This is a genomic window from Acinetobacter sp. YH01007, assembly GCF_013420425.1.
Taxonomy (GTDB): Bacteria; Pseudomonadota; Gammaproteobacteria; order Pseudomonadales; family Moraxellaceae; genus Acinetobacter; species Acinetobacter towneri.
Genome location: NZ_VOYC01000020.1, coordinates 19275 through 42920, shown reverse-complemented (window position 1 = coordinate 42920; position 23646 = coordinate 19275). Strand labels below are relative to the sequence as shown.

Annotated in this window: 28 protein-coding genes; 23 read left to right on the top strand and 5 right to left on the bottom strand. The window is 41.3% G+C overall.

Going from position 1 to position 23646, the window contains the following annotated elements:
- The first annotated feature begins 34 nt into the window (after positions 1 to 34).
- Both FTT74_RS11235 and FTT74_RS11230 read left to right on the top strand, forming a co-directional pair.
- Positions 35 to 958: a CysB family HTH-type transcriptional regulator gene (locus FTT74_RS11235; RefSeq protein ID WP_178318841.1), complete on the top strand. Its 924-nt coding sequence runs from the start codon at positions 35 to 37 to the stop codon at positions 956 to 958.
- 187 nt (positions 959 to 1145) lie between these two features.
- Entirely contained in the window at positions 1146 to 2342 is a 1197-nt protein-coding gene (locus FTT74_RS11230; protein ID WP_179989037.1) for an outer membrane protein transport protein, read from the top strand.
- A gap of 56 nt (positions 2343 to 2398) precedes the next feature.
- On the opposite strand, the gene carO is transcribed toward FTT74_RS11230, so the two are convergent.
- Entirely contained in the window at positions 2399 to 3145 is a 747-nt protein-coding gene (gene carO / locus FTT74_RS11225) for an ornithine uptake porin CarO (protein ID WP_179989038.1), read from the bottom strand.
- 302 nt (positions 3146 to 3447) lie between these two features.
- Between carO and dapD the strand changes: the two genes are divergently transcribed.
- The 5 genes from dapD (at position 3448) to FTT74_RS11200 (ending at position 6768) form a co-directional block, all read left to right on the top strand.
- Complete coding sequence (dapD, locus tag FTT74_RS11220; protein ID WP_131261166.1) at positions 3448 to 4269, top strand: 2,3,4,5-tetrahydropyridine-2,6-dicarboxylate N-succinyltransferase; 822 nt, start codon at positions 3448 to 3450, stop codon at positions 4267 to 4269.
- 80 nt (positions 4270 to 4349) lie between these two features.
- The gene (queE, locus tag FTT74_RS11215) at positions 4350 to 5060 is read left to right on the top strand and encodes a 7-carboxy-7-deazaguanine synthase QueE (RefSeq protein WP_179989039.1); all 711 of its coding nucleotides are present in this window, start codon (positions 4350 to 4352) and stop codon (positions 5058 to 5060) included.
- 89 nt (positions 5061 to 5149) lie between these two features.
- Positions 5150 to 5821, top strand: coding sequence for a 7-cyano-7-deazaguanine synthase QueC (queC, locus tag FTT74_RS11210; protein WP_136144778.1), 672 nt, complete (start codon positions 5150 to 5152; stop codon positions 5819 to 5821).
- A gap of 13 nt (positions 5822 to 5834) precedes the next feature.
- Positions 5835 to 6239: a hypothetical protein gene (locus FTT74_RS11205; RefSeq protein WP_004971768.1), complete on the top strand. Its 405-nt coding sequence runs from the start codon at positions 5835 to 5837 to the stop codon at positions 6237 to 6239.
- Between the two features lie 70 nt (positions 6240 to 6309).
- Positions 6310 to 6768, top strand: a complete 459-nt coding sequence (locus FTT74_RS11200; RefSeq protein WP_096901114.1) for a peroxiredoxin — start codon at positions 6310 to 6312, stop codon at positions 6766 to 6768.
- A gap of 78 nt (positions 6769 to 6846) precedes the next feature.
- On the opposite strand, the gene FTT74_RS11195 is transcribed toward FTT74_RS11200, so the two are convergent.
- A complete protein-coding gene (locus FTT74_RS11195) occupies positions 6847 to 7419 on the bottom strand; it encodes a nicotinate-nicotinamide nucleotide adenylyltransferase (protein WP_096901115.1) in 573 nt (190 codons plus the stop codon).
- 411 nt (positions 7420 to 7830) lie between these two features.
- Here FTT74_RS11195 and FTT74_RS11190 point away from each other — a divergent pair, with 411 nt between their 5' ends.
- Both FTT74_RS11190 and FTT74_RS11185 read left to right on the top strand, forming a co-directional pair.
- A complete protein-coding gene (locus FTT74_RS11190) occupies positions 7831 to 8631 on the top strand; it encodes an enoyl-CoA hydratase-related protein (RefSeq protein ID WP_179989040.1) in 801 nt (266 codons plus the stop codon).
- Between the two features lie 150 nt (positions 8632 to 8781).
- Positions 8782 to 9558 carry a nitroreductase family protein gene (locus tag FTT74_RS11185; protein ID WP_179989041.1) on the top strand — a complete coding sequence of 259 codons (777 nt, stop codon included), beginning with the start codon at positions 8782 to 8784 and terminating at the stop codon, positions 9556 to 9558.
- 541 nt (positions 9559 to 10099) lie between these two features.
- Here the strand turns inward: FTT74_RS11185 and FTT74_RS11180 are convergent.
- Positions 10100 to 10417 (bottom strand): NGG1p interacting factor NIF3, encoded by a 318-nt coding sequence (locus tag FTT74_RS11180; protein WP_167845893.1) that lies wholly within the window; start codon positions 10415 to 10417, stop codon positions 10100 to 10102.
- A gap of 264 nt (positions 10418 to 10681) precedes the next feature.
- Here FTT74_RS11180 and FTT74_RS11175 point away from each other — a divergent pair, with 264 nt between their 5' ends.
- From FTT74_RS11175 to ruvB, 3 genes are all read left to right on the top strand, one after another.
- On the top strand, positions 10682 to 12022 hold the full coding sequence (locus FTT74_RS11175; RefSeq protein WP_019837718.1) for a deoxyguanosinetriphosphate triphosphohydrolase: 1341 nt from the start codon (positions 10682 to 10684) through the stop codon (positions 12020 to 12022).
- 129 nt (positions 12023 to 12151) lie between these two features.
- Positions 12152 to 12754, top strand: coding sequence for a Holliday junction branch migration protein RuvA (gene ruvA / locus FTT74_RS11170; RefSeq protein ID WP_179989042.1), 603 nt, complete (start codon positions 12152 to 12154; stop codon positions 12752 to 12754).
- Between the two features lie 242 nt (positions 12755 to 12996).
- Positions 12997 to 14004: a Holliday junction branch migration DNA helicase RuvB gene (gene ruvB / locus FTT74_RS11165; RefSeq protein WP_004971787.1), complete on the top strand. Its 1008-nt coding sequence runs from the start codon at positions 12997 to 12999 to the stop codon at positions 14002 to 14004.
- Between the two features lie 82 nt (positions 14005 to 14086).
- On the opposite strand, the gene FTT74_RS11160 is transcribed toward ruvB, so the two are convergent.
- The gene (locus FTT74_RS11160) at positions 14087 to 14665 is read right to left on the bottom strand and encodes a hypothetical protein (protein ID WP_179989043.1); all 579 of its coding nucleotides are present in this window, start codon (positions 14663 to 14665) and stop codon (positions 14087 to 14089) included.
- Positions 14666 to 14893: 228 nt separating this feature from the next.
- Between FTT74_RS11160 and ybgC the strand changes: the two genes are divergently transcribed.
- The 6 genes from ybgC (at position 14894) to pal (ending at position 19832) form a co-directional block, all read left to right on the top strand.
- Entirely contained in the window at positions 14894 to 15301 is a 408-nt protein-coding gene (gene ybgC / locus FTT74_RS11155; RefSeq protein WP_004971791.1) for a tol-pal system-associated acyl-CoA thioesterase, read from the top strand.
- Positions 15302 to 15328: 27 nt separating this feature from the next.
- The gene (gene tolQ, locus FTT74_RS11150) at positions 15329 to 16027 is read left to right on the top strand and encodes a protein TolQ (RefSeq protein WP_179989044.1); all 699 of its coding nucleotides are present in this window, start codon (positions 15329 to 15331) and stop codon (positions 16025 to 16027) included.
- Positions 16027 to 16476 (top strand): protein TolR, encoded by a 450-nt coding sequence (gene tolR / locus FTT74_RS11145; RefSeq protein WP_070154130.1) that lies wholly within the window; start codon positions 16027 to 16029, stop codon positions 16474 to 16476. Before tolQ ends, tolR begins: the two co-directional genes overlap by 1 nt.
- Positions 16477 to 16479: 3 nt before the next feature.
- On the top strand, positions 16480 to 17715 hold the full coding sequence (gene tolA, locus FTT74_RS11140; protein ID WP_167845889.1) for a cell envelope integrity protein TolA: 1236 nt from the start codon (positions 16480 to 16482) through the stop codon (positions 17713 to 17715).
- 193 nt (positions 17716 to 17908) lie between these two features.
- Positions 17909 to 19192 (top strand): Tol-Pal system beta propeller repeat protein TolB, encoded by a 1284-nt coding sequence (tolB, locus tag FTT74_RS11135; protein WP_026438303.1) that lies wholly within the window; start codon positions 17909 to 17911, stop codon positions 19190 to 19192.
- 70 nt (positions 19193 to 19262) lie between these two features.
- The gene (pal, locus tag FTT74_RS11130) at positions 19263 to 19832 is read left to right on the top strand and encodes a peptidoglycan-associated lipoprotein Pal (RefSeq protein WP_004971799.1); all 570 of its coding nucleotides are present in this window, start codon (positions 19263 to 19265) and stop codon (positions 19830 to 19832) included.
- Positions 19833 to 19988: 156 nt separating this feature from the next.
- Here pal and FTT74_RS11125 read toward each other — a convergent pair whose 3' ends face one another.
- The gene (locus FTT74_RS11125) at positions 19989 to 20174 is read right to left on the bottom strand and encodes an NF038105 family protein (RefSeq protein ID WP_004971800.1); all 186 of its coding nucleotides are present in this window, start codon (positions 20172 to 20174) and stop codon (positions 19989 to 19991) included.
- 177 nt (positions 20175 to 20351) lie between these two features.
- Here FTT74_RS11125 and FTT74_RS11120 point away from each other — a divergent pair, with 177 nt between their 5' ends.
- The 5 genes from FTT74_RS11120 to FTT74_RS11100 all read left to right on the top strand — a co-directional run bounded on the left by FTT74_RS11120 (position 20352) and on the right by FTT74_RS11100 (position 23632).
- A complete protein-coding gene (locus FTT74_RS11120; protein WP_179989045.1) occupies positions 20352 to 21326 on the top strand; it encodes a class 1 fructose-bisphosphatase in 975 nt (324 codons plus the stop codon).
- A gap of 50 nt (positions 21327 to 21376) precedes the next feature.
- Positions 21377 to 22153 carry an RNA methyltransferase gene (locus FTT74_RS11115; RefSeq protein ID WP_004971802.1) on the top strand — a complete coding sequence of 259 codons (777 nt, stop codon included), beginning with the start codon at positions 21377 to 21379 and terminating at the stop codon, positions 22151 to 22153.
- 156 nt (positions 22154 to 22309) lie between these two features.
- Entirely contained in the window at positions 22310 to 22924 is a 615-nt protein-coding gene (locus tag FTT74_RS11110; protein WP_004971803.1) for an RNA polymerase sigma factor, read from the top strand.
- Positions 22921 to 23241, top strand: a complete 321-nt coding sequence (locus FTT74_RS11105) for a hypothetical protein (protein WP_004971804.1) — start codon at positions 22921 to 22923, stop codon at positions 23239 to 23241. The genes FTT74_RS11110 and FTT74_RS11105 overlap by 4 nt, the downstream gene beginning before the upstream one ends.
- Positions 23231 to 23632 carry a DUF3106 domain-containing protein gene (locus FTT74_RS11100; RefSeq protein WP_004971806.1) on the top strand — a complete coding sequence of 134 codons (402 nt, stop codon included), beginning with the start codon at positions 23231 to 23233 and terminating at the stop codon, positions 23630 to 23632. Before FTT74_RS11105 ends, FTT74_RS11100 begins: the two co-directional genes overlap by 11 nt.
- Positions 23633 to 23646 lie beyond the last annotated feature (14 nt).

Genomic DNA, 23646 nt, shown 5'->3' with positions numbered 1-23646 from the left:
TAACCCGCTCCATCCTTTTTAGGGTTGCACCACTATGAATTTCCAACAACTTAGAATTATTAGAGAAACCGTTCGGCAAAACTTTAATTTAACCGAAGCGTCTGCAGCACTATACACCTCTCAATCGGGCGTGAGTAAGCACATTAAAGACCTTGAAGATGAACTTGGTGTGCAGCTTTTTGTGCGCAAAGGCAAACGTCTACTAGGTTTAACCGAGCCAGGACAAGCTTTGCTGAGTATTGTCGAACGCATGTTGGTTGATGCAGATAACATTAAACGCCTTGCCGATGACTTTAATAAAGTCGATGAAGGCACGCTCACCATTGCGACTACACATACCCAAGCGCGTTATGTGCTGCCGCCTATTGTGAATTTGTTTAAAAAAGAATTCCCTAAAGTACATTTGATTTTGCAACAAGCCAGCCCTGTAGAAATTGCCGAAATGCTGCTGCAAGGTGAAGCCGATATTGGTATTGCAACTGAATCTCTAACCACTGAAGAGAACTTAGCAAGTGTGCCTTATTATGACTGGTGTCACAGCATTATTACCCCACAAGATCATCCTTTAGCCAGTAAAACTGAGATCAGCCTGACCGATTTGGCAGAATATCCAATCATCACTTATCACGGCGGCTTTACGGGACGTTCTAAAATTGACAAAGCATTTACCGATGCAGGAATTGATGTCAATATCGTCATGTCTGCACTTGATGCAGATGTCATTAAAACCTATGTTGAATTGGGCATGGGCGTAGGTGTGGTGAACAATGTGGCATACGATGCAGAACGTGATTACCGCCTAAAACAAATCCAGACTGATATTTTTGGGGTAAACACCACGTGGATTGCTGTTCGCAAAGGACACTTACTACGTGGTTACGGCTATGAGTTTATTTCTTTATGTGCACCGAATGCCGATATTAAAGCTTTAAAACGTATCGCCTATCCTGAAGAATAAAACAATAATGCATAAGAGAGCCTAGGCTCTCTTTTAGTTCTCTGGCAAAATTCTTGCTGATCTAAATGCCTAGAAATAATCAAAATAATGATTTTAATTTATCAGAAACATGAATAAAATATAATCAATAATAAAAAACGTAATTTGATTTTAAACACAATTGTATAATTTAGACCAAGGACGTAACATGAAATTTCACATTTTTGTTGGATTGCTGTGTGTCCTGCCGCTAGGTTATGCCTCTGCTGCCGCTTTAGAACGTAGCGGTCAATCGGTACATGCATTATTTGAAAAAGGAAATTATGCGGAAGTCGCTTTGCTACACGTGGATACCAATATTTCAGGTCAGGTACAGCATCAACAAAATATTGCCGAATTAGGCGTTCAAGATTTTTCAACAGGCAATTTAGTCAATAATCAACACTTCATCCAAGCTGCATTAAAATTACAACCACATCCACAAATTTCTGTGGCGTTATTATTTGACCAACCTTATTTTGTTGATGTGGATTATCACTATAGTCCTATTCTTTCAGGCGAACCTTTACCTATAGAAAATGCAGATATTAAGTTTGACTCAAGAAATATTACAGCGCTTATTGGCTATCAACCCACACAACATTGGAACCTCTTTACAGGTCTGAGTTACCAGTCATTTTCAGGTGATCTGAAAATTGGTACACAAGTTGACTATACCTTTTTTGATTATCACGTACATTTTCCAAAAGACCATGCGTGGGGTTGGTTGGCAGGTGTAAGCTACCAAATTCCTGAATATGCATTTAATACAGCAATTACCTATCGCTCTAAAATCAAGCACAGTACCAATGCAAGCGAAAGTATTTGGGGATTTCCTTTAGAGATTGCACCACAACAAGCAACTGAAATTCAGACACCTGAATCGGTGAATTTAGATTTTCACACAGGTTTACCTGCACAAAATTTTCTGTATGGATCATTGCGATGGGTCAATTGGCAATATTTTAAAATTCAACCCACTCAATTTGCAGCAATTCTGCAATCTGAAGGACTAGGTAATCAGTTCAACCTGATTGATTATCAAAAGAATCAATGGTCTACGCGTTTGGGTTTTGCCCATCAATGGTCACCCAAGTGGATCACTGCGGTGGAAGGATTATGGGATTCTGGTGCAGGTAATCCTGCCTCAAGTTTAAACCCTGTAGATGGTTATGTTGGTGTTGGTACGGGCGCAGTTTATCACTTTAACCCCAAAACGTTTATGATTGCAGGTCTGCATTATTTGCACTTTACCAAGCCAGACACGGTACAACCACAGTCATTGATCACTCAAATTTCAAGTTTTTCTTCACTCGAACAACGTGAGGCTTGGGTTTATCACTTGAAATTAGCACATCGCTTTTAAGACACAAAAAACGAGCCGAAGCTCGTTTTTTAAGGTTTAGCTAAAACTAATGGATATTACCAGTGGTAACTTACACCTAGTTTCGCTACTGGCATCCATTCGTATTTGTCATCATTGGCAATTTTTCGCTCTTCAGCACGTAAGGCATCTTGGAAGTCTTGACCGCCAGTCAAAGCATCACCACTACCTGTTAAAGATACTTTTGGATTACCTGTATAATATGCACCAACCTCACCAAACACGCCCCAGTTATTGTTAATCTTTGGAGCAAAACCTAAACCTAAGTAAGGTGCGATGTCATTTTTATATTCCATATGACCTTTAATATCGACACCATTGCCATTTTGATCAGCGATAAAGTTAGTATTATTTACTTTAAAGGCCTCACCTGGTTGAACACGACGCTCAAGACCATAATCATTGTCTAAATAAGCTACACCCGCAGCTACATAAACACCTTGTGCCCAACGGTTAGCACTTGCACCCCATGGACGAAGTTCAGCATTTAAATAAACGTTGTTGTTATCCATATCTAGGTCATATTCAGAACCATCAATTTTGACATCATCCGACCAAGAAATATCACCACCGTTATAACCCAGTGCTAAACCCACATACGGGTTTGCAGTCCAAAGCAATGCACCACCATAACCAGTTGTACCTACTTCAGCACGTACACCTGTTGGAATTAATTGGTTACGATCAAACGCATAGCCATCTTTTACCACAGCTGTATCTGCCATTGCAGAACCTGCAACTGCTGCCAATACCGAAGCGGCTAAAATTGTATGTAAAGTTTTCATTGTGTTTCTCCTCAAACTAAAGCTTTTTTGAATTTTCATTCGTTCGTTTTTCATGTGAAAACTATAAAGCTTATTGCGCTCAGTATTTATGCAAGATTTGCTAGGTTTATGTTATCTTTTGATACAAATTTATTTTTATTGTTTATTGCAAAAGCATTTATTTTCAAAACTTCAACAATTTAGCGCGCAACTTAACTTGTTTATCTTACTAAGGATAAATTCCAATCTGTTCCAATTTTTATCTATTCCTCACTCAATATAGTGTAAAATCTTTGGAAAATTTTTTTCTGGTAAGAACATCGATGTCTCAGCTTTCAACAATCATTGAACAAGCATTTGAAGACCGCGCTAATTTCAGCGCTGCAGATTGTCCCTCTGAAATTCGTCAGGCAGTTGAACAAGCAATTGCAGGTTTAGATAACGGCACATTACGCGTTGCTGAAAAAATTAATGGTGAGTGGATCGTTCACCAATGGTTAAAAAAGGCAGTTTTGTTATCTTTTAAACTCAATGATAACAAGCCAATTGAATCTTGCGATTTGCGTTTCTACGACAAAGTAGACACGAAATTTACAGGTTGGACTGACGAGCAATTCAAACAAGCAGGTGTGCGTGTTGTACCGCCAGCAGTTGCACGTAAAGGTTCATTCCAAGCCAAAAATGTGGTGTTAATGCCATCTTATGTCAATATTGGCGCTTATGTAGATGAAGGCACCATGGTTGATACATGGGCAACGGTAGGTTCATGTGCACAAATTGGTAAAAACGTGCATTTATCGGGTGGTGTAGGTATTGGTGGAGTACTTGAGCCACTTCAAGCAAATCCAACAATTATTGAAGACAACTGCTTCATTGGCGCACGTTCTGAAATTGTTGAAGGCGTGATTGTGGAAGAAGGTTCTGTCATTTCTATGGGCGTTTATATTGGTCAATCGACCAAAATTTATGACCGTGAAACTGGCGAAATCCATTATGGTCGTGTACCTGCAGGTTCGGTGGTAGTTTCTGGTAACCTGCCTTCTAAATGTGGCACTTATAGCTTGTATGCTGCTATCATTGTGAAGAAAGTAGATGCAAAAACCCGTGCAAAAACCAGTTTGAACGATTTATTACGCGAAGACTAAACTTTTTTTAGTTTTCCCCATCTCTACGGCCAGCAATGACCGTAGAGATTTTTGTTTTTTTACATACTGTGATGAATTTTATGAATACCCTCCGATCTTCCGCTATTCCTGTTTCTGATCCGTCTGCGGGTTTACGCATTACGGAGATTTTCTATTCATTGCAGGGCGAAGCCAATACATCAGGCTTGCCAACCGTGTTTATTCGTTTAACGGGTTGTCCATTGCGTTGTCATTACTGCGATACCACCTATTCTTTTGAAGGTGGCGAACGTCAATCTTTAGATGACATCATCCAAACCACGCTAGATTTTAAAACACCGTATGTATGTGTGACAGGTGGTGAACCTCTGGCTCAACCGAATGCACTGCCACTCATGCAACGCTTGGCAGATTTAGGTTGTGAAGTGTCTTTGGAAACCAGTGGAGCTTTAGATATTTCTAAAGTGGATAACCGTGTATCTAAAGTGCTGGATTTAAAAACCCCTGCATCGGGTGAAATGTCGCGCAATTTATTATCAAATTTAGATTTTTTAAACCCACATGATCAAATCAAATTTGTGATTTGTAATCATGACGATTATCTTTGGGCGAAGCAGCAAGTTGAGCAATATCAGTTGCATAAAAAAGTCGATACAGTGTGGTTCTCCCCTGCATTTGCTGTCGAAAAAGGTGCAGTCGCCTTGCCACAACTTGCACGTGATTTGGCACAGTGGATTTTAGCCGACCATCTCCCTGTTCGTTTCCAATTGCAATTACATAAATTGCTTTGGAATGATGAAACAGGTCGTTAATCTCCTCACGAATCCCCATTCGTATTGACGTCAATCTTCACACTTTTGCTCAAGTTCTATCGCTATATTTTAAAATTTGGAGTTCAATTATGCGCCCTCGTGCCATTGTATTGTTATCTGGTGGATTAGACTCAACCACGTGTTTGGCATGGGCACAAGCGCGTTATGAATGTATTGCACTTAGTTTTATGTATGGTCAACGCTCGACTACAGAGCTAGATGCTGCACGTGCCTTGACTAAAAATGCAGGCATTGAGCATCGTGTGATTAATATTGATTTAGGCAACTTGGGCGGTTCTGCCCTGACCGATCACAGCATTGAAGTACCTGATCATGAGCAAGAAGGTATTCCTGTGACTTATGTGCCTGCGCGTAATACCATCTTCCTGTCTTATGCTTTAGCAGCTGCCGAAGTTTTTGATGCAGAAGCAATTGTGATTGGTATTAATGCGGTAGATTATTCGGGCTATCCTGACTGTCGTCCTGAATTTATTGATGCTTTTGCCAATATGGCACGCTTGGCAACCAAAGTTGGTGTAGAAGGCAAACCGTTAAAATTTGAGACACCTTTGTTACATTTATCCAAAGCAAATATTATTCGCTTAGGTATTGAACATGGCGTAGACTATAGTCAAACGGTTTCTTGCTACCAAGCAGATGACCAAGGACGTGCTTGTGGTAAATGTGACAGCTGTCGCTTACGCAAACAAGGTTTTGCCGATGCCGGTGTTGCAGACCCAACGCGTTATATACCGTCATAACAAGGTAAAGTGTATGAAAAATTTAAAATCAAACATTATAGTTTCTGCGATTATGTCTGTTGCTGCATTATTCGCAACAACGACACACGCAAATAATGACAAGTTGCAACAAGCATATAAAAGCACCAATGTAAAAGCAGCTTTAATTAATGTTTGTAAAGAAGAAACTGCAAAAGGCAAAAAACTGACTACAGCTGAAGTAAGCAAATATTGTACTTGTGCAGTAGAAGCAGATGGTAAATTAACCAACGCTCAAAAATGGGAAATTCAAAGCGCAATTAACCAGAAAAAGAGCCCTGCGACTTTAGCTTTTGTACAAAAGCAAAATAAAGATTTGCAAACTTGTTTTGGTCCTCAGCTTACAGGTAAATTAAAAACCTTAACTGAAGAAGCAATGAAAGCGGCTGAGAAAAAATAATTTTTCTTAACAATTTCAACTAGCCACTTTATGTGGCTAGTTTTTTATGTGCATGATTTTGGAGAAAAATATGAGCACGACAATTCAATTACCAAATCAAGCTTTTCCTGCAACCACAGGCGAAGTCAATTTAACCGAACTTGGTACAGATTGGTTAGTGGTGTATTTTTACCCGAAAGATTCTACCCCAGGCTGCACCACACAAGCTGTCGATTTTACTGCGCTAAAGCCACAATTTGATGCGCTTAATACCACCATCATTGGCATTTCGCGCGACTCAGTCAAAGCCCATCAAAACTTTACCGAAAAACAATCTTTAGGCATCAACTTGATTAGCGATAAAGAAGAAGTATTGTGTCAGTTGTTTGATGTGATTAAAGAAAAAAATATGTATGGCAAAAAAGTTATGGGCATTGAACGCTCTACTTTTATTTTCCATCAAGGTCAATTACTGAAAGAATATCGTAAAGTCAAAGCTGCAGGACATGCCGAGCAAGTGCTTGCGGATTTAACCGCTTTACAGGCTTAATTTTCAGCCTCTAAAAAAACACAATGTTCTGGATGATTGAAAGCTTTTTCAATCATCCTTTTTCATTTAAAAACTGGATTACTCCGTCAAATTACTGCTGTCCTGCTGCTGGTATTTGTCTTGTAATTGACGATAAATTTCCGTGTTTTGAAATGCGGTTAAGAAATCAATTGTGCCTTGCGGGAAAAAATTAGGCTGTATTTCCCCACGATAATAAGCCTCACGTGCAGGCGTAGCAGACATGGCATCTTGCAAGCTGTCTAATTCTACCATCTCCCATTCAGGGAAAAACTTTAAATAATAAGACGAGTCATCTTTAAAATGCCCAATTAAACCAACACGATCTTGCGGTTGAATCAATTCACCGACTAAAGATTTGACTAGTTTTTGCCATTTTTCATCATTGTAGACATCTACGACATGCACAAACTTAATCCGTTCTTGCATCTCAGGTGAAAAGTTAGACAAAATCATCTGCTCACGTTCTTTGGCTAAAAACGGATTTTTTAAATTGCGCTCATTTTGTGCAGAACCTAATGCCAAAATCACATAATGACTACGTGCTAACGCAATTTGAATGGTTTGCAAATGCGCCAAATGAAATGGCTGAAAGCGGCCAATGAAAACCAAATAATCAAACGTATATTGCATAATAAATACGCCAATCCTAATTTTGATAACAACATGATGCTATCTGATACGCGGAAATGTCATCCACAACCTGCGTGGTATCAACTCATTATTGTTTTTGCAAGATAATAAATCAAAAACAATAATTGGGCAGGTTTCGTGGATGACAAATGGTTTTGCCTACTTTTGCCAAAACAAAAGTAGGTCGAACCGAAGGTTAATCCTAAAATAGAATTAATAGACGTTAAGATTCCGCCTTGCTTATTCATTTTTTAAATGAACAACCCCAAATTCTAAATAAATTTCACATTGAATTAGGAACGCAAATCTCATCATTCACTAACTTTTTATGAACTCATGAGTTGTGCCAGCGCTGCGAATTTGCGACATAATGAGCCATAAATTCAAACCAATCAAAGCAAGGATAGTACGATGACACTGAGCTGTATTCAACAACCTCACCCACATTTGAATGCGAATTTAGACAATGGCGTACTGACTTTAGCCATCAACCGACCAGAAGCAAAAAACGCGCTGTATGGTGAATTATATTTGTGGATTGCACAAGCCTTAGATGAAGCAGATCAGTCCAACGCAGTACGTTGTGTGATTTTACGTGGTGCAGATGCAGACTTTAGCGCAGGCAATGACATGCAAGACTTTATGAAGTCTGCCGCACTTAAAGGACAACTACCTGCTGCCGAAGGTCCTCCATTCATCTTATTAAAATCTGCAGCCAAGTTTTCTAAACCGCTGATTGCAGCTGTACGTGGGGTGGCAATTGGCATTGGTGTCACAATTTTATTGCATGCAGATTTGGTGTATAGCGACAATACTGCCCTATTCCAAATTCCATTTGTGAGCTTGGGCTTATCGCCTGAAGGTGCATCAAGCAAACTTCTGGTAGAACAAGCAGGCTATCACAAGGCGGCTGAACTGTTGCTAACTGCACAAAAATTCAATAGCGAAACGGCATTATCGGCAAATTTAGTTAATAGCATTGAAACCGATGTCTATGCAACGGCGCAACAAAAAGCAGCACAATTGGCAGCTTTACCATTGGCATCACTTAAACAATCTAAAGCCCTCATGAAACATAATGTCAATGAAATTGTGGCGTGGATTGACCATGAAGCAGAGATTTTTATGCAACGTGTCGGCTCAGCAGAAATGATGGAAGCGGTGCAGGCCTTTATGCAAAAACGTAAACCTGATTTCAGCCAATTTAATTAAGCGCTGTTTAGCTGAAATGTACTTACACCCATTTCAAGTGAACTAGATGTTTTAAAACCACATTCATTTTGGCTGAATGTGGTTTTTTCTTTATTCGCCCCCATATTCTGCAATGTGCTGTCAATCATTAAAAAATTGAGGAAAATTGTAATGTCTAATCCAAATCCAACCGATGTTAAAGCTGAAAAAAAAGAACGTTATTTTGAACCTGCACCACAAGATATTGATGTAGAAAACTTTAAAAAAGTCATTCAAAGCCGTCGTTCGGTGCGTAAATTTACCGACAAAGCCATTCCTGCAGAAGTATTGGATGATTGTTTAGATATGGCTTTATTGGCTCCAAACTCATCTAATTTACAACCGTGGACTTTTGTCGTGGTGCAAAATCCTGCCAAGAAAAAACAACTGGTTAAAGCCTGCTTAGGACAACTCGCTGCTCGTACTGCAGCAGAGCTAATCGTGTGTATTGCACGTACAGACCGTGTTGATGAAATGGCAAAAAAGAATATCAGCGAGTTCCCTTTTCCTGAAGCACCTGCTGCAGTCAAAAAATATTACAAGTTTATTCCTTATAACTACATGACTGGCTATTTAAACGCAGTAGGTAACTTTAAGAAAGTCGCTTTCAAAATTGCACGTAGTTTAGATAAACAATTACCTGTAACTGCGTTTAACCCTGCCGATGCCAAACTTTGGGCAAGTAAAACTACAGCACTCGCCTGTGAAAATATGGTCTTAGCCCTTCGCGCACACGGTTTTGATAGCTGTATGATGGAAGGTTTTGATGAGCCGATGGTACGCAAACTCTTAAAACTGAATGAACAACAATTTCCAGTGATGGTGATTGCTGCAGGTGAACGTGCCGAAGATGGTGTCTTTTTCCCGCAATACCGTTTTGACCGTGACCTGTTTATTCAGAAAGTCTAGGGGCTGTTAACATTTCATAAATGGCTTGCGCTGTAGGCTAAAACTGAGCAGATTAGGCATGAAACGCAAGGAATAGCGAGACTATTGCCAAGTTTCATAACGTAATCTGAGAAAGTTTTAGCCACATGAGCAAGAACAAAGCGCTGCTTTGTTTGCTGCGCAAGGGGACGAGCATATTTTTTGCTGCTATTGCGTTATGAGTCAGTCATTTAGAATAACTAAATTTCCTGCCCCATGCCTTATAGCAGCTAAAAAAACCTTGCGAGATATATCTCTCACGTCGCAAACATAGATGAAGTGTCAACAGACCCTAATATTTCAACTGTACTTTTAAAACCTAGCCACATTTCGACTCGTGACAAGGCGACAAGGATGTCGCCCGTTAGACTGTGGTACAGGACGTACCATCAGTCTAACAGAGGGCTTTTGTTACTTTTCGCCCGTGAAAAGTAAACTCTATCTACGCAACTTATATTTGCCCCAATCCATATATGAGTGATAGTGCAATTCTATTTTTCTTTAAAAATTGGTATTTAAGTCTTTAAAAATTAATATCTAAAAGTTGCATAAACTCAAAGGCAGGCTCTTCGTAAGGATGACTTGCCTTGAGCGCTTTTGCGACTGCCTGAGCATTTTGCTCAGGTACAATAGTTTCCACGCGCCACTCGGCAACGTGTTCCAAAGCATCTAACTCGCCAACAAACGGATTTGCTCCTTTGACAGGTTTAAATTGCCCTGTGCCTAAAACCTGCCATGCACAATGTTCATAATTGCCAATTCCACCTGCACCCGCTGCAAAAACCGCCAGTTTAGTTTCTTCAAGATGAGATTCAGGCACATAGTAAATCAGTTTGAGCATATTTAAACTTCGCTATCCATTTCACAATTAATTAGAAATTAGCATAAAAATTTGAGCATTGTTGCTATTTTGGCAACCTATACGCATCATCCAATCCTCAATTTATACAGTTCCCCAAAAAAACTTTAAAGTACGCTTCGCCACAAACTTATCCCCCATTTTGTATGAATTTAGATTTAAAAAGACAAGCCATGTCGCACGCCCCTAGAGCTTTTGTCATTTTTTTGGCATGATGCAAAACAAGCACATAGTGAATAATGATAAATGACTCAAATGCGTTGGTTAGAACTGCTTTCCACAGTTCGAATTGGTAGTAAAAAACAAAGTACAGAACAGGCGCGCAGCCCTTTTCATAAAGATTATGACCGTATTATTTTTTCGCAAAGTTTTAGACAACTAAACCGTAAAACCCAAGTCCATCCACTGACTCAACACGATGGTATTCACACTCGCCTGACCCATTCTTTAGAAGTGTCTTGTATTGGACGTTCATTAGGGATGCTGGCTGCAGAAAAAATCAAAGACCATTTGCCTATGTGGATTTCCCCTGCCGATGTCGGTGCGATTATTCAAGCCGCTTGCTTGGCACATGATATTGGTAATCCACCTTTCGGACATGCAGGCGAATATGCCATTCGTGAATGGTTTGACGATGCTTCACACGGCAATTTTCTCGCCAAACTTAGTGATGAGGAAGAAGCCGACGTACGTCAATTTGAAGGCAATGCGCAAGGTTTACGTCTACTCACCAAAATTGACTATCATCCAAATGATGGCGGCATGCGTTTAACCTATGCCACTTTAGGCGCTTATTTAAAATATCCGTGGCTCTCCAAAACCATTGCCGAACAAGGCAACCGCCCTGCCAATCAACGTGATAAATTTGGTTGTTACCAAGCTGAAAAAGAAATTCTCAAACAAATTGCAGAACAACTTGGACTGATTCAATTGGGCGATTATCACTATTGTCGTCATCCACTGACATATTTATTGGAGGCAGCGGATGATATTTGCTATGCCTTAATTGATTTGGAAGATGGCATTATTTTAAACATGCTCAGCTATGAAGAAGTTGAACCGATCTTTTTAAACTTGATTGGTGACTACGGTATTCCTGCAGAACTAGCGATGGCACGTACCACATGGCAACAAAAAATTGCCGCTTTGCGTGGTCGGGTCATGAAGCGTTTAGTCGATGAAGTCACCACAGCGTTTGCCAAACACCATTTTGAAATCCTAATGGGACAACTTAAAGGCAGCCTTTTACAGTATTGCTCAGCAGATATTGAAATTGGTATTAATCGCGCCAAAGACTTAGCGCGTGAGAAAATTTTCGAGCATCCGCAAAAAGCTGGATTGGAAATTATTGCGCATCAAAGTTTACAAAATATTTTGGATGCGTTTATTCCGCTCACCACACCCCATAAAACCCTAAGTTTTAAAGAGCAGCGTTTAATGTCCATCTTGCAACGCTCAGGGGCAGATTTTGCGCATAATCATTATGACAATATCATGCAAGTCTTGGACATTATCTCTAAGTTTTCAGATCACCAAGCCTATAATTTATCGCAAGAATTACAAGGCAATAAGGTTGGTCTGCTATGACGAATCACATGTATATCAATAACTTATATAAGATTGACGTAGAATTTAAGCACGAATTTTGCCTTTTGTGAAAATGCGCTCTACTATGCGAACAGCAACTTATTTTAAATCAATCAGTGAATCACAAATATGATCGGATGTCTTATTGGCGAAGTATTGGCTTTAGAAGCACCAACCGTGTTGCTGAATGTGAATGGTGTGGGCTATGAAATTGACACGCCGCTCACCACATTTTGCCAATTACAAAAAGGGCAGAAAATTACCCTATGGACGCATTTAGCCGTGCGTGAAGATGCTCAATTGTTATATGGTTTTTTAGAAGCCCAAGAAAAAACCATTTTCCGAACCTTACTTAAAGTCAATGGTGTCGGCCCAAAAATGGCGCTAGGTATTTTATCAACCTTAAGCGTCGAGCTACTGATTCACACCGTAGAACATGAAGATATTAATACCCTGATTAAAGTGCCAGGTGTGGGCAAAAAAACTGCTGAACGTTTAATGATTGAATTACGTGATCGCTTTAAAGCCATGTCCAACGAAGTGAGCAGCAGCAATTCCACAATGACTCAAATCCAGTTTACAGGCAATTCTGCTGTTGCCGAAGCCGAAGCCGCTTTACAGTCTTTAGGTTATAAACCTGCCGAAGCACAAAAACTGATTAATGCAGTTAAGGCCGATTTTACTGAAGCCAGTGATATTATCCGTGCAGCATTAAAGTCGATGAATAAATAAAAGATGCCAACAAACCTAGCGTAAGTTCATCTTTCCAATATTGGATACATGACTGGCGACATGGATGTCGCCCGTTGAGTTGGGGTATAGGGATATACCCTCAACTCAACATAAGATTTTTGTTACTTTTGATCTTTCAAAAGTAAAATCATGCCTTCGCAAAGGCATTTAAACGCAACTCATACTTTGAGGCTGTGCATGCAGCATCAAAATGCCCAGCTCAAGAGATTAGTTAACACGATATGCAAGACCGTCTAATCAGTGGTTCTGAAAAACCCGAAGATCAAATTGATCGCGCCATTCGCCCCACCTCACTCGATGACTATATTGGGCAACCTGTAGTGCGTGAACAAATGGAAATTTTCATTGGTGCAGCCCGTGGACGCGCAGAAGCACTGGACCACACCCTGATTTTTGGACCACCAGGTTTAGGTAAAACCACACTCGCCAATATTATTGCCCGTGAAATGGGCGGCAATCTTAAATCCACTTCAGGGCCTGTCTTGGAACGCGCAGGTGATTTAGCCGCCATGCTGACCAATCTTGAAGAAGGCGATGTGTTATTTATTGATGAAATTCATCGTCTTTCACCTGTGATTGAAGAAATCTTGTATCCAGCGATGGAAGATTATCAACTGGACATCATGATTGGTGAAGGGCCTGCAGCACGCTCCATTAAACTGGACTTGCCACCATTTACCCTTGTCGCCGCTACCACACGTGCAGGCTTACTCACCTCACCGTTACGTGACCGTTTTGGTATTGTGCAGCGTTTGGAATTTTATTCGGTTGAAGATTTGACCCATATTGTCAAACGCTCGGCGAGTTTAATGGATGTGCCAATGACCGATGCAGGAGCCAATGAAGTCGCTCGTCGTTCGCGCGGTACACCACGTATTGCCAACCGATTATTGCGTCGCGTTCGTGACTATGCGCAGGTCAAAGGCACAGGTGAAGTCACGCAAGAGATGGCACAACGTGCGCTAGATATGCTGAATGTCGATAAAGATGGTTTAGATACCTTAGACCGTCGTTATTTATCAATGTTATTAGAGCGTTTTGATGGTGGGCCTGCAGGTGTGGAAGCTTTGGCCGCTGCTATGGCTGAAGACTCTGGCACTTTGGAAGATGTAATTGAACCATACCTAATTCAACAAGGTTATGTAATGCGAACCGCTCGCGGGCGTATTGCCACCAATATGGCGTATTTACAATTTGGGATGACACCGCCAGAGCCAAAAGAAAAATAGCTCAAAGGAAAAAATAGCTTGAAGGGAGCTATCTCCCTTTAAGCTATTAAATATTTAGGTCAATTGGGTCTGTAGATAGACCCTAATTTTCGATGACACGCACATCTTCAACGAGCATTAATTCACACGCGCCCGCCCCTGTGTCATTGCGGCTTAAAGAACTACGCCACTGCCAACCATCTGTGGCAGTGACCTCAACCAATTTACCTTTCAAATAAATCAAATCATCTTCATCAATCTGTTTTAACTGTGTCGCAATCGCGGGCGTTGCAGGAATTAAATGCGTATTGGCACTCATACTTGCAATCTCTTGCACAGGAATTGGTGGTGCTTGTTCATAACGCCAATGATACCAACGGTTGCTTTGACGAATAGACAACTGTTTATACACTTCAGGCTTGGCCATTTCGCCCCAGCCCAAGGCAAAATCTACAGGGCTAAGCTCGGCTTCACGTCCAAAATTGTAATTTTCACGTGACAATACCCGAAACTCACCTTCATAGCTTTCCAAAACTTTAATGGTATAGTCTTTAAACTGATGGACTTGCTGCGATGACTGATAGGTTGTGCTATCCGCAATTCCTCCATCTGACTGGAGCAGCATCATCCACAACAAATACAATATGGCAATCACCACAAAAAATTTAACTAAACGACTCATGTACTGCTCATTGGGATGGATCATCTGCATGTGTAAGGCAAGCAGCTAATTTTAACTTAAAAGCATGTTTGAAATCTTGTGCCATTGGACGAAGCGTTGAGAATGATAAACTGCCACGCTATACACAGCTTGACTTATAGCCCCGATTCACGTCAATTTCATAGACATGGTTTAAGCTATAAGTATTGCTTATCAAACAACTTTGCAACATTGAAGCGGAACATCATTATGGCGAATAAATTTGAATTTAAAATTCGTATCTATATGGAAGATACTGATGCAGGCGGCATTGTTTACCACGCCAATCATATTCGCTTTATGGAACGTACCCGTACCGAATGGCTTCGTGCGTCGGGTGTTGATCATTATTGGCATCAACAAGATTACAACTTTGTCGTACATAAAATTAACGTGAAATATTCACGTCCAATCTTAATGGATGACCTAATTACTGTTACAGCAAGTGTAGTTTCGTGTAAAGCATCATCATTTGTATTGCAACAAAATATTTATCGTGGTGAAATCATGCTTGCATCTGGCGAGGTTGAATTGGCCTGTCTGGGTTCAGATATGAAACCACGTCGTCTGCCAGATGAAATTCGTAGCCTTATTCTGAAAGAATTAGGACAAGATTAAAAAAATGAATTGGCACATGTAGTAACTATGGCAACACAACTCGAATCATCTCTTCAAGTATCAGATCTTATTTTACAAGCAAGTCCTGTTGTTCAGCTGGTAATGCTCTCGCTGCTTTTAGCATCATTATACAGTTGGTATCTGATTGCCAAGTTACACATGAGCTATAAAAAGGCACAGGCAGATGATCAGCATTTCCAGAAAATCTTCTGGTCTGGTGCAGAATTAAATACGCTTTACAACAATGCACAGCTCAATTCAAAACGTGTCGGTTTGGAAGATATTTTCTATCAAGGCTTAGGTGAGTTTTTAAAACTCAAAAAACGCCAAGCGCCTGCTCCACAAACCATTGAAGGCACAGAACGTATTTTACGTGTCGGTTTAAGCCGCGACCAAGCTCAACTTGAACAAGGCTTAGGCGCGTTAGCCAGCATTGGTTCGGTTGCGCCATACGTGGGTTTATTTGGTACCGTCTGGGGCATTATGAATGCCTTTATTGGGTTGGCAGATGTCGATCAAGTCACATTGGCAACAGTCGCACCAGGGATTGCCGAAGCCCTCATTGCCACAGCCATTGGTTTATTTGCCGCCATTCCTGCGGTACTTGCCTTTAACCATTACACCGCCAAAGGTGAAGCAGTTTATTCTGATCGTGCTTTATTTGCCGAAGAAATGGTGGCTTTATTACAACGTCAATCTTTAGGCAACACTAAGGATCACGACTAATGGCCATTCAACGCTCAGGACGCTTCGAGCGCATTAAGAAACCACTCAAAAGTGACATGAATGTAGTGCCTTATATTGATGTCATGTTGGTGTTATTGGTGATTTTTATGGTTACTGCACCGATGATTACCAGTGGGATTCAAGTCGATTTACCTCAAGCCAATGGTAATCCAATTGAATCGAAAGATGCCCCTGCTTTGGTGACTTTAAATAAAGATGGGCAATATTTTTTAGAATACAAAGAACACAAAGCCGAACCTTTGGAATTAGCCCAACTGAAACAAATTTTGACCGATGCTCAAATTCAAGCCAAAGCTGAAAACAAAGAGTTTCAGGTTGTTATTCGCGGTCATAATACACGCCCTTATGGTGATGTGATTGCGTTAATGTCTGACTTACAAGATGCGGGTTTAACCCAAGTTGGATTGCTGACCGAGCCTTTAAAGTAATTTATGAAAGATTTTAAAAAGCCACCTTTTCAACAAAAAGCCATCGCGATTGGGTTCACCGTAGGTGTCCACCTTATCGCAGTGGTTGGCTTGCTTTATTTGGGCATGAGTAAAGCACCTGAGCCGCCTAAACCCATTAAAACGGTATTAATAAAACCAGAAGATTTAAAACCCTTATTAGAAACTGAATCTGCTGAAACCACACATGAAAATGTAGCAGAGCAAATTACTCAAACAGCCGAGCCTGCTCTTGAACCTGCCCCTGTCATTCCAACACCTGCAGCGGCTCCTACGCCACCCGCTCCTCAAGTTGATACACAAAAAGCTGCACAAGCAGCAGAGGCGCAAGCACGAGCAGAACGACAAGCTGCTGAAGCCAAACAAATAGCCGAGCGACAAAAATTAGAAGCTGAACGCTTAAAAGCACAACAAGCACGCGCTGAAGCACGTGCTCAACAAGAAGCTGACGCCAAAGCAAAAGCCCAGGCCGATGCCAAAGCACGTACTGAAGCAGATGCTGTACGTCGTAAAGAAGCCGAAGCCCTGAAAAAAGCAGAAGCTGCAGAGAGACGTAAACTCGAAGCCAATGCAGCAGCAAAACGCAAAGCTGAAGCAGATGCAAAAGCCAAGGCAGATGCTGAGGCAAAACGTAAAGCTGCTGCAGACGCAAAAGCCAAAGCAGATGCCGAAGCAAAACGTAAAGCTGACGCAGATGCAAAAGCCAAAGCAGATGCCGATGCAAAACGTAAAGCTGCAGCAGATGCAAAAGCCAAAGCTGATGCCGACGCAAAACGTAAAGCTGCAGCAGATGAAAAAGCCAAGGCTGATGCCGACGCAAAACGTAAAGCTGCAGCAGATGCAAAAACCAAAGCTGATGCCGAAGCGAAGGCGCGTGCCGATGCTGAAGCCAAAGCTTCAGCTGCCAAACAAGCCGCAGAAGAAGCCGCTCAGAAAAAGGCCGAAGTAAGACGTATTGCATCCACAGCTAAACGTGATTTTGAAAATAAAATTAGACGAGCATGGGATACCCCAGCAGGTTCTTCAGGTCAACGTGCAACTGCTCGTGTGACTTTAAGTGACAGTGGTGCAGTTCAGTCTGTCGTGGTTAATTCTAGCGATCCTGATATGAAGGCCAGTGTAGAGGCTGCCGTTCGTGCTGCTGCGCCTTATCCGATGCCGTCAGACTCAGAGGCACGACGCGAAGCACGTAGCTTCACCTCTACCTTTACAGCACAATAAGTTACCAGTTAGCCGAATAACATCTATTCGGCTAACTCCTTCTCAAAATATTCGTGAGTATAAATAAATTTAAATTTTCACAGTGTTATAACAGTTTTATTATAAATTCATGCTTTCATTCCTACCAAAGCATGCCATTATGTACCACAATTACATCCAAAAAAGTTATGTTGATTTGAGAAAATAGCGAATGATGGAAACAACGCGTAAACACCTACTTTGTCTTGCTATTTTAACTGCGCTTAGCCCAGTTTTAAGCACACAATCTTTTGCACAACTGCATTTAGAAATTGCCAAAGCACCAGAAGAAGCACCTAAAATTGCGATTGTGCCGTTTGGCAATGATCAAAGTATTTATCCTATTGTAGAAAACGATTTAAACCGTTCAGGCAAATTCACCAGTTCATCTAAAAACCTTGCTGCAACTGCAAGCATGAACAATCCAAATGCAGCTGCATGGCAAGCCGCAGGTGTACCTTATGTGGTGACGGGAAATGTCAAAGCCACTGCAGAAGGCGGTTATGAAGTTCATTACCAACTTTATGATGTGCAAAAACAGCAATACTTATTGAATGAATTATTAAGCGTGCCTGCGTCACGCGTACGTTCTGCTGCACACATGATCAGTGATGCCATTTATGAAGCACTCACGGGCATTAAAGGTGACTTTAGCGGACGCATTGCTTATGTACTGCGCAACCCTGCAACACCTGAACAACGCTATACCCTGCAAATTGCCGATACTGATGGTGAACAGCCTAAAACTATTTTGACTTCGCGTGATCCTATTTTATCGCCTGCGTGGACACCAGATGCCAAAAAAATTGCCTATGTGTCGTTTGAAACCAAGCGTCCTGCTATTTATGTGCAAGACTTAGCGACAGGTCAGCGTGAAAAATTAGCCAGTTTCCGTGGTTTAAATGGTGCTCCAAGCTTCTCACCAGATGGTCAAAGCATGTTGTTTACCGCATCCATGCATGGCAATCCAGAAATTTATCAAATGAATTTAAGCACCCGTGAACTGCGACGCATGACCAATGACAGTGCGATTGATACCGAAGCACGTTATGCACCAGATGGTAAATCATTTATTTACACTTCAGATCGTGGTGGTTCCGCACAAATTTATCGTTATGACTTTGCCACAGGCAGCAGCAAACGCCTAACCTTCCGCGGTGCATTTAACGCACGTGGTACGCTCAGTGCCGACGGTCGTAAACTGGCATTGGTACATCGTCCAAGTGGCAGTAACTACAAAGTCGCAATTCAAGACATCAACACCAATATCACCAATATTTTAACCCCAACCAGTTTGGATGAGTCGCCAAGCTTCTCACCAAATGGGCAAATGGTAGTGTACGCGACACGCGAAGGTGCTCGTGGCTTATTATCGATTATGTCTTTAGATGGTCGCTTTCGCATGAACTTACCTAGTGAACAAGGTGAAGTGCGTGAACCTGCGTGGGCACCAAAATAATGAGTACCCGCAAGGTAAACACTTTTCAGTTCTGTTTTAAAACCAAAAATCAAGCTTCATGGAGATGAGGATGAACGCAGTTAAATTATTGGTACTCCCTGTTTTGGCATCGGCTTTAGTGATGACAGGTTGTGCAAACCGCAAACCAACGACTGACTCACAAGCAGGTCAAACACCAAGTGGTGCAACTACAGTCAACACCCAAGGTTTGAGTGAAGATGCAGCTTTAAATGCACAAAACCTTGCAGGTGCATCTGCCAAAGGTGTAACCGAAGCCAACAAAGCTTTCTTGGCAAAGCGCGTGGTGCATTTTGACTACGACAGCAGCGAATTATCTAATGATGATTACCAGACCCTACAAGCACATGCACAGTTTCTAATGGCGAATGCCAACTCTAAAGTAGCGCTTACAGGTCATACCGATGAACGCGGTACACGCGAATACAACATGGCTTTAGGCGAGCGTCGTGCCAAAGCGGTTGAGAGCTTCTTAATCACCAGCGGCGTTAACGCAGGTCAGCTTGAAGCAGTGAGCTATGGTAAAGAAATGCCAGTCAACCCTGGACATGATGAAAATGCATGGAAAGAAAACCGTCGCGTAGAAATTAACTACGAAGCTGTTCCACCATTATTGAAATAATAATTTGCTGTTTGGGAAAAACTCGTTTAGAACGTGTTTCCCCAATACGAAAAAAGCGCTCTTTATTACAAGGGCGCTTTTTTATGACATAAAAAACTGGGCAAACGAATATTTTAAAAACTAACAGATAAGTGCAGAAATACAGCTTTGCTTCAGTTATTCCGACTCGGCATCAGCTTTTGCAGTTTGCATAGATTCAATCAAATCATGCTTGTTAAACTTTTTATATTCAGGTTTAGACTCGTAATCTTTCCAAGCGGCTTTCATCTTGTCCTCAGAAATATCGTCTAAACTAATCCCTTCGCTTGGCGTTGGAGTCGCATCAAACTTTAACGTTGTCATATCTGTGCTCCTATCTCAAATTAAATCCTTCACATCAACATAGCACTTTCTGCAGGACTTGCAAGGGTAAAATCACAGCAAATAGTCGAGTTTAATTTTTCTTTTAACGCGTTCTCATCTAAACTATTGCAGCATATTGTTATCCTCATTTTTGCAGTCATTCGGAGTTTTCCAGTCATGTCATACCGCACCCTTTCCCAATTTCTACAACAACAAACTGGAAATTTAACAACCGAACTTGCTCAAGTAATTGAAACCATTGCCAATACTTGCAAAACAATTGACCAAACATTACAAAAAGGTGCGTTGGCGGGCGTATTAGGCAGTGCGCAAAATGAAAACGTACAAGGCGAAGAACAAAAGAAATTAGATGTTATTTCAAATGATTATTTAATTGATGCGTTACAAAAACATCCTAATGTGGGTGGTTTGGCGTCGGAAGAATTAGACGAATTCACTCCTGCTCAGGAAAATGGTCAATATTTAGTGTTATTTGACCCACTGGATGGTTCAAGCAACATCGACATCAATATGTGTGTGGGTACTATTTTCTCAATTTTACCTGCAAAAAATGCCGTGACCCAAGCTGCAGACTTTATGCAAGCAGGTACACAACAAGTTGCTGCAGGTTATGTCCTGTATGGCCCATCTACCATGATGGCGCTCACTGTTGGTGCAGGCGTGGTATTCTTTACCTTTGACCCAGAAAGCCAAGAGTTCTTGGTGACTGCAGACAACATTCAAGTTGCTGCCGATACAAAAGAATACGCGATCAATGCTTCAAACCAACGCCATTGGGAAGCACCTGTAAAACGCTATATTGATGAGCTTTTGGCTGGTAAAACTGGGCCACGCGAAAAAGACTTTAACATGCGTTGGGTTGCATGTATGGTGGGCGATATTCACCGTATCCTTTGCCGTAGCGGGGTTTTCATGTATCCATACGACTTAAAAGACCCGAAAAAAGCAGGTCGTTTACGTTTAATGTATGAAGCCAATCCAATGAGTATGCTCATGGAACAAGCAGGCGGTGCGGCAACCACAGGTCGTGTGCGTATTTTAGACATCCAACCCACAGACCTACATCAACGTGTGCCTGTCATCATTGGCTCAAAAAATGAAGTCGATTTGGTCAGCAGCTACCATCAATAATTTTTAACAACAGCAGTCGGCCATTCGCTGACTGCTGTGGATTTTATCGCATGCCTACGATTTTTTTAGAATCAAAAGATAACCCGAAAATTAAACACTTACGTGGTTTAATTGAACAAAATAACTATCGCAAAAAACAGGGACAAACGGTACTTGAAGGTACACATTTGTGTCTGGCGTGGTTACATGAAAATAAAAAAATCAATTCGATTTTTACCACCGAACATGCACTAAGCCATCCTGACTATGAGCGTATTTTGGCTAAATACACAGGCGTGGTCTTTGTCATTGGCGAATCTTTATATAAAGATTTAAGCACTTTAGGCACTTCCCTTGCCTGTTTAGCCATTGTCGACGTGCCAAGTTCAAGCCAAGCTTTAGACTTTAAAGCAGACACACTGATTTTAGAAAATGTGCAAGATCCGGGTAATGTCGGCACCTTATTGCGCTCTGCAGCAGCAGCAGGTATTGAACAAATTATTTGTACCAAAGGTTCTGCCTCACTTTGGTCGCCACGGGTGTTACGTGCAGGCATGGGCGCACACTTTAGCTTGCATACCTTTGAAAATATTGAACTCGAAGATGTCTTAGCACAATTTCAGATTCCTGTATATGTGACCAGTTCACACCATGCAGAAAGTCTCTATTCCAAAAATCTGCGTAAGGCTTGCGTCTGGATTCTAGGCAATGAAGGTCAAGGTGTGTCCGATTATGCCTTACAGCATGCAGAAGCGGTAAGTATTCCACAACCAGGTGGACAGGAATCTTTGAATGTGGCAATTGCAGGCTCAATCTGTTTCTTTGAAATGGTACGCCAACGTCTGTAAATGGTTAATTTATTTTAAAAAGACTAGCCCTGCAAAAAAAATAGATTAGACTGAAAATAATAACTTGCAATGTCAACCAAACCATTGTTTTTAGCGTTATAAAAATATGATGTTAAAAATAATGGTGGGTATCCAATGACAGGATTTTCCATCTCTATGGATTTAAACCCGAAGTCGTCACACTCGGAAAATTTGAGTGCTCTTAAGAGTACGGCTGAGCAACGTCTGAAGAATTTCATGCAAGACGTAACGGGGCGTGCCTTAGTGATGATGGAAAGTGCAACGCAAGGACAGCACGGCATTGCTATGGATTTGGTGCAAGAAGCCTTTATTTCCTTGCATAAATCTTATGCTGACAAAGCCACAGAGGAATGGTATCCCCTGTTTTACACCATTTTAAATAACAAATTACAAGATTGGCGTCGTAAAGAAGCTCGCCGCGCTCAACCGTTTTCATGGTTCAAAAAAATCAGTTTAGATGATGACGATGTTGAACAACTTGATATTGTCGATGAGCAAGCACTCAATCCTGCAGAGTTTTTAGATCAAGCTGTGACTGTAGAAGAAATTCAGGCAGCAATTGCGGGGCTTCCTGTGCGGCAACAACAAGCTTTTATGTTACGTGCTTGGGAAGGTTTTGATACGCAAACCACCGCACAAATTATGAACTGCACTGAAGGCAGTGTAAAAACGCATTATCACCGTGCTATTCAAGCTTTACGCAACAGTTTGGCACATATGAATCCGTATCTGGGAGGATCATCAGAATGAAACAAGATGATTTCTTAAAACAAGTGACATCTAAACTTGATGGATTGGCTCGCCACCATCAAGACAAAGCCGCGGTCATGAATCATGTCTTGGACAATATTCAAGACAAGAAAACATCGCGCTATGGGCTTTGGAAAATGTCAGGTTTTGCATTGGCTGCGGCAATTGCAGGTTTTGTGGTCTTGCCAAATTCAATGGAAATGACCACACAGCCGCAGAATCAAGCTGTATCTGTTCCTAAACTTTCTCCACAAATGGTGGAAGATTTAGAAATGTTAATGGTGTTGGGTGAGGACAAAGTTCCACATGGCAGCTAAACGAATTGTGATTGCGTGTTGTGCGCTCAGTTTTTTACAAACCAGTTTTGCAGGGTTTGAGCGTTTTTGGATTTTTTCCAAAGATGCAGATACGCAAATTTCAGAAACCTGGGAAACTCTTTCTGAAGAAGAACAATTGGCCTTAATTAAGCGCTATCAAAACTTAAAAGAAATTCCTGCAGAAAAAAGCGTAGCTTTACAGCAGCGGATGGATTGGTTTACTCAACTGCCTGATAGCGAAAAACAAAAAATGCGTGAAACTTGGCAAAAAATGAGCACGCAAGAACGTCGTGAATTAGGACAACGCTTGCAACAAGCAACACCTGAACAACGACCTTTAATTCGTCAGGAATACATTCTTAAATATCAGCAGCCTGCAATGAGTCACTAATTTTATCTGTTCAT

What these genes read in the sequence shown, in the direction of transcription:
- FTT74_RS11120 (WP_179989045.1), top strand. Translation starts at nt 20,352, where the DNA reads ATGTCATACCGCACCCTTTCCCAATTTCTACAACAACAAACTGGAAAT.
- FTT74_RS11110 (WP_004971803.1), top strand. Translation starts at nt 22,310, where the DNA reads ATGGATTTAAACCCGAAGTCGTCACACTCGGAAAATTTGAGTGCTCTT.
- tolR (WP_070154130.1), top strand. Translation starts at nt 16,027, where the DNA reads ATGGCCATTCAACGCTCAGGACGCTTCGAGCGCATTAAGAAACCACTC.
- FTT74_RS11115 (WP_004971802.1), top strand. Translation starts at nt 21,377, where the DNA reads ATGCCTACGATTTTTTTAGAATCAAAAGATAACCCGAAAATTAAACAC.
- FTT74_RS11235 (WP_178318841.1), top strand. Translation starts at nt 35, where the DNA reads ATGAATTTCCAACAACTTAGAATTATTAGAGAAACCGTTCGGCAAAAC.
- ybgC (WP_004971791.1), top strand. Translation starts at nt 14,894, where the DNA reads ATGGCGAATAAATTTGAATTTAAAATTCGTATCTATATGGAAGATACT.
- queE (WP_179989039.1), top strand. Translation starts at nt 4,350, where the DNA reads ATGAATACCCTCCGATCTTCCGCTATTCCTGTTTCTGATCCGTCTGCG.
- FTT74_RS11160 (WP_179989043.1), bottom strand. Translation starts at nt 14,665, where the DNA reads ATGAGTCGTTTAGTTAAATTTTTTGTGGTGATTGCCATATTGTATTTG.
- tolB (WP_026438303.1), top strand. Translation starts at nt 17,909, where the DNA reads ATGGAAACAACGCGTAAACACCTACTTTGTCTTGCTATTTTAACTGCG.
- FTT74_RS11125 (WP_004971800.1), bottom strand. Translation starts at nt 20,174, where the DNA reads ATGACAACGTTAAAGTTTGATGCGACTCCAACGCCAAGCGAAGGGATT.
- FTT74_RS11190 (WP_179989040.1), top strand. Translation starts at nt 7,831, where the DNA reads ATGACACTGAGCTGTATTCAACAACCTCACCCACATTTGAATGCGAAT.
- tolA (WP_167845889.1), top strand. Translation starts at nt 16,480, where the DNA reads ATGAAAGATTTTAAAAAGCCACCTTTTCAACAAAAAGCCATCGCGATT.
- dapD (WP_131261166.1), top strand. Translation starts at nt 3,448, where the DNA reads ATGTCTCAGCTTTCAACAATCATTGAACAAGCATTTGAAGACCGCGCT.
- FTT74_RS11105 (WP_004971804.1), top strand. Translation starts at nt 22,921, where the DNA reads ATGAAACAAGATGATTTCTTAAAACAAGTGACATCTAAACTTGATGGA.
- ruvA (WP_179989042.1), top strand. Translation starts at nt 12,152, where the DNA reads ATGATCGGATGTCTTATTGGCGAAGTATTGGCTTTAGAAGCACCAACC.
- FTT74_RS11180 (WP_167845893.1), bottom strand. Translation starts at nt 10,417, where the DNA reads ATGCTCAAACTGATTTACTATGTGCCTGAATCTCATCTTGAAGAAACT.
- pal (WP_004971799.1), top strand. Translation starts at nt 19,263, where the DNA reads ATGAACGCAGTTAAATTATTGGTACTCCCTGTTTTGGCATCGGCTTTA.
- queC (WP_136144778.1), top strand. Translation starts at nt 5,150, where the DNA reads ATGCGCCCTCGTGCCATTGTATTGTTATCTGGTGGATTAGACTCAACC.
- FTT74_RS11200 (WP_096901114.1), top strand. Translation starts at nt 6,310, where the DNA reads ATGAGCACGACAATTCAATTACCAAATCAAGCTTTTCCTGCAACCACA.
- FTT74_RS11195 (WP_096901115.1), bottom strand. Translation starts at nt 7,419, where the DNA reads ATGCAATATACGTTTGATTATTTGGTTTTCATTGGCCGCTTTCAGCCA.
- FTT74_RS11175 (WP_019837718.1), top strand. Translation starts at nt 10,682, where the DNA reads ATGACTCAAATGCGTTGGTTAGAACTGCTTTCCACAGTTCGAATTGGT.
- tolQ (WP_179989044.1), top strand. Translation starts at nt 15,329, where the DNA reads ATGGCAACACAACTCGAATCATCTCTTCAAGTATCAGATCTTATTTTA.
- FTT74_RS11100 (WP_004971806.1), top strand. Translation starts at nt 23,231, where the DNA reads ATGGCAGCTAAACGAATTGTGATTGCGTGTTGTGCGCTCAGTTTTTTA.
- FTT74_RS11185 (WP_179989041.1), top strand. Translation starts at nt 8,782, where the DNA reads ATGTCTAATCCAAATCCAACCGATGTTAAAGCTGAAAAAAAAGAACGT.
- FTT74_RS11205 (WP_004971768.1), top strand. Translation starts at nt 5,835, where the DNA reads ATGAAAAATTTAAAATCAAACATTATAGTTTCTGCGATTATGTCTGTT.
- FTT74_RS11230 (WP_179989037.1), top strand. Translation starts at nt 1,146, where the DNA reads ATGAAATTTCACATTTTTGTTGGATTGCTGTGTGTCCTGCCGCTAGGT.
- ruvB (WP_004971787.1), top strand. Translation starts at nt 12,997, where the DNA reads ATGCAAGACCGTCTAATCAGTGGTTCTGAAAAACCCGAAGATCAAATT.
- carO (WP_179989038.1), bottom strand. Translation starts at nt 3,145, where the DNA reads ATGAAAACTTTACATACAATTTTAGCCGCTTCGGTATTGGCAGCAGTT.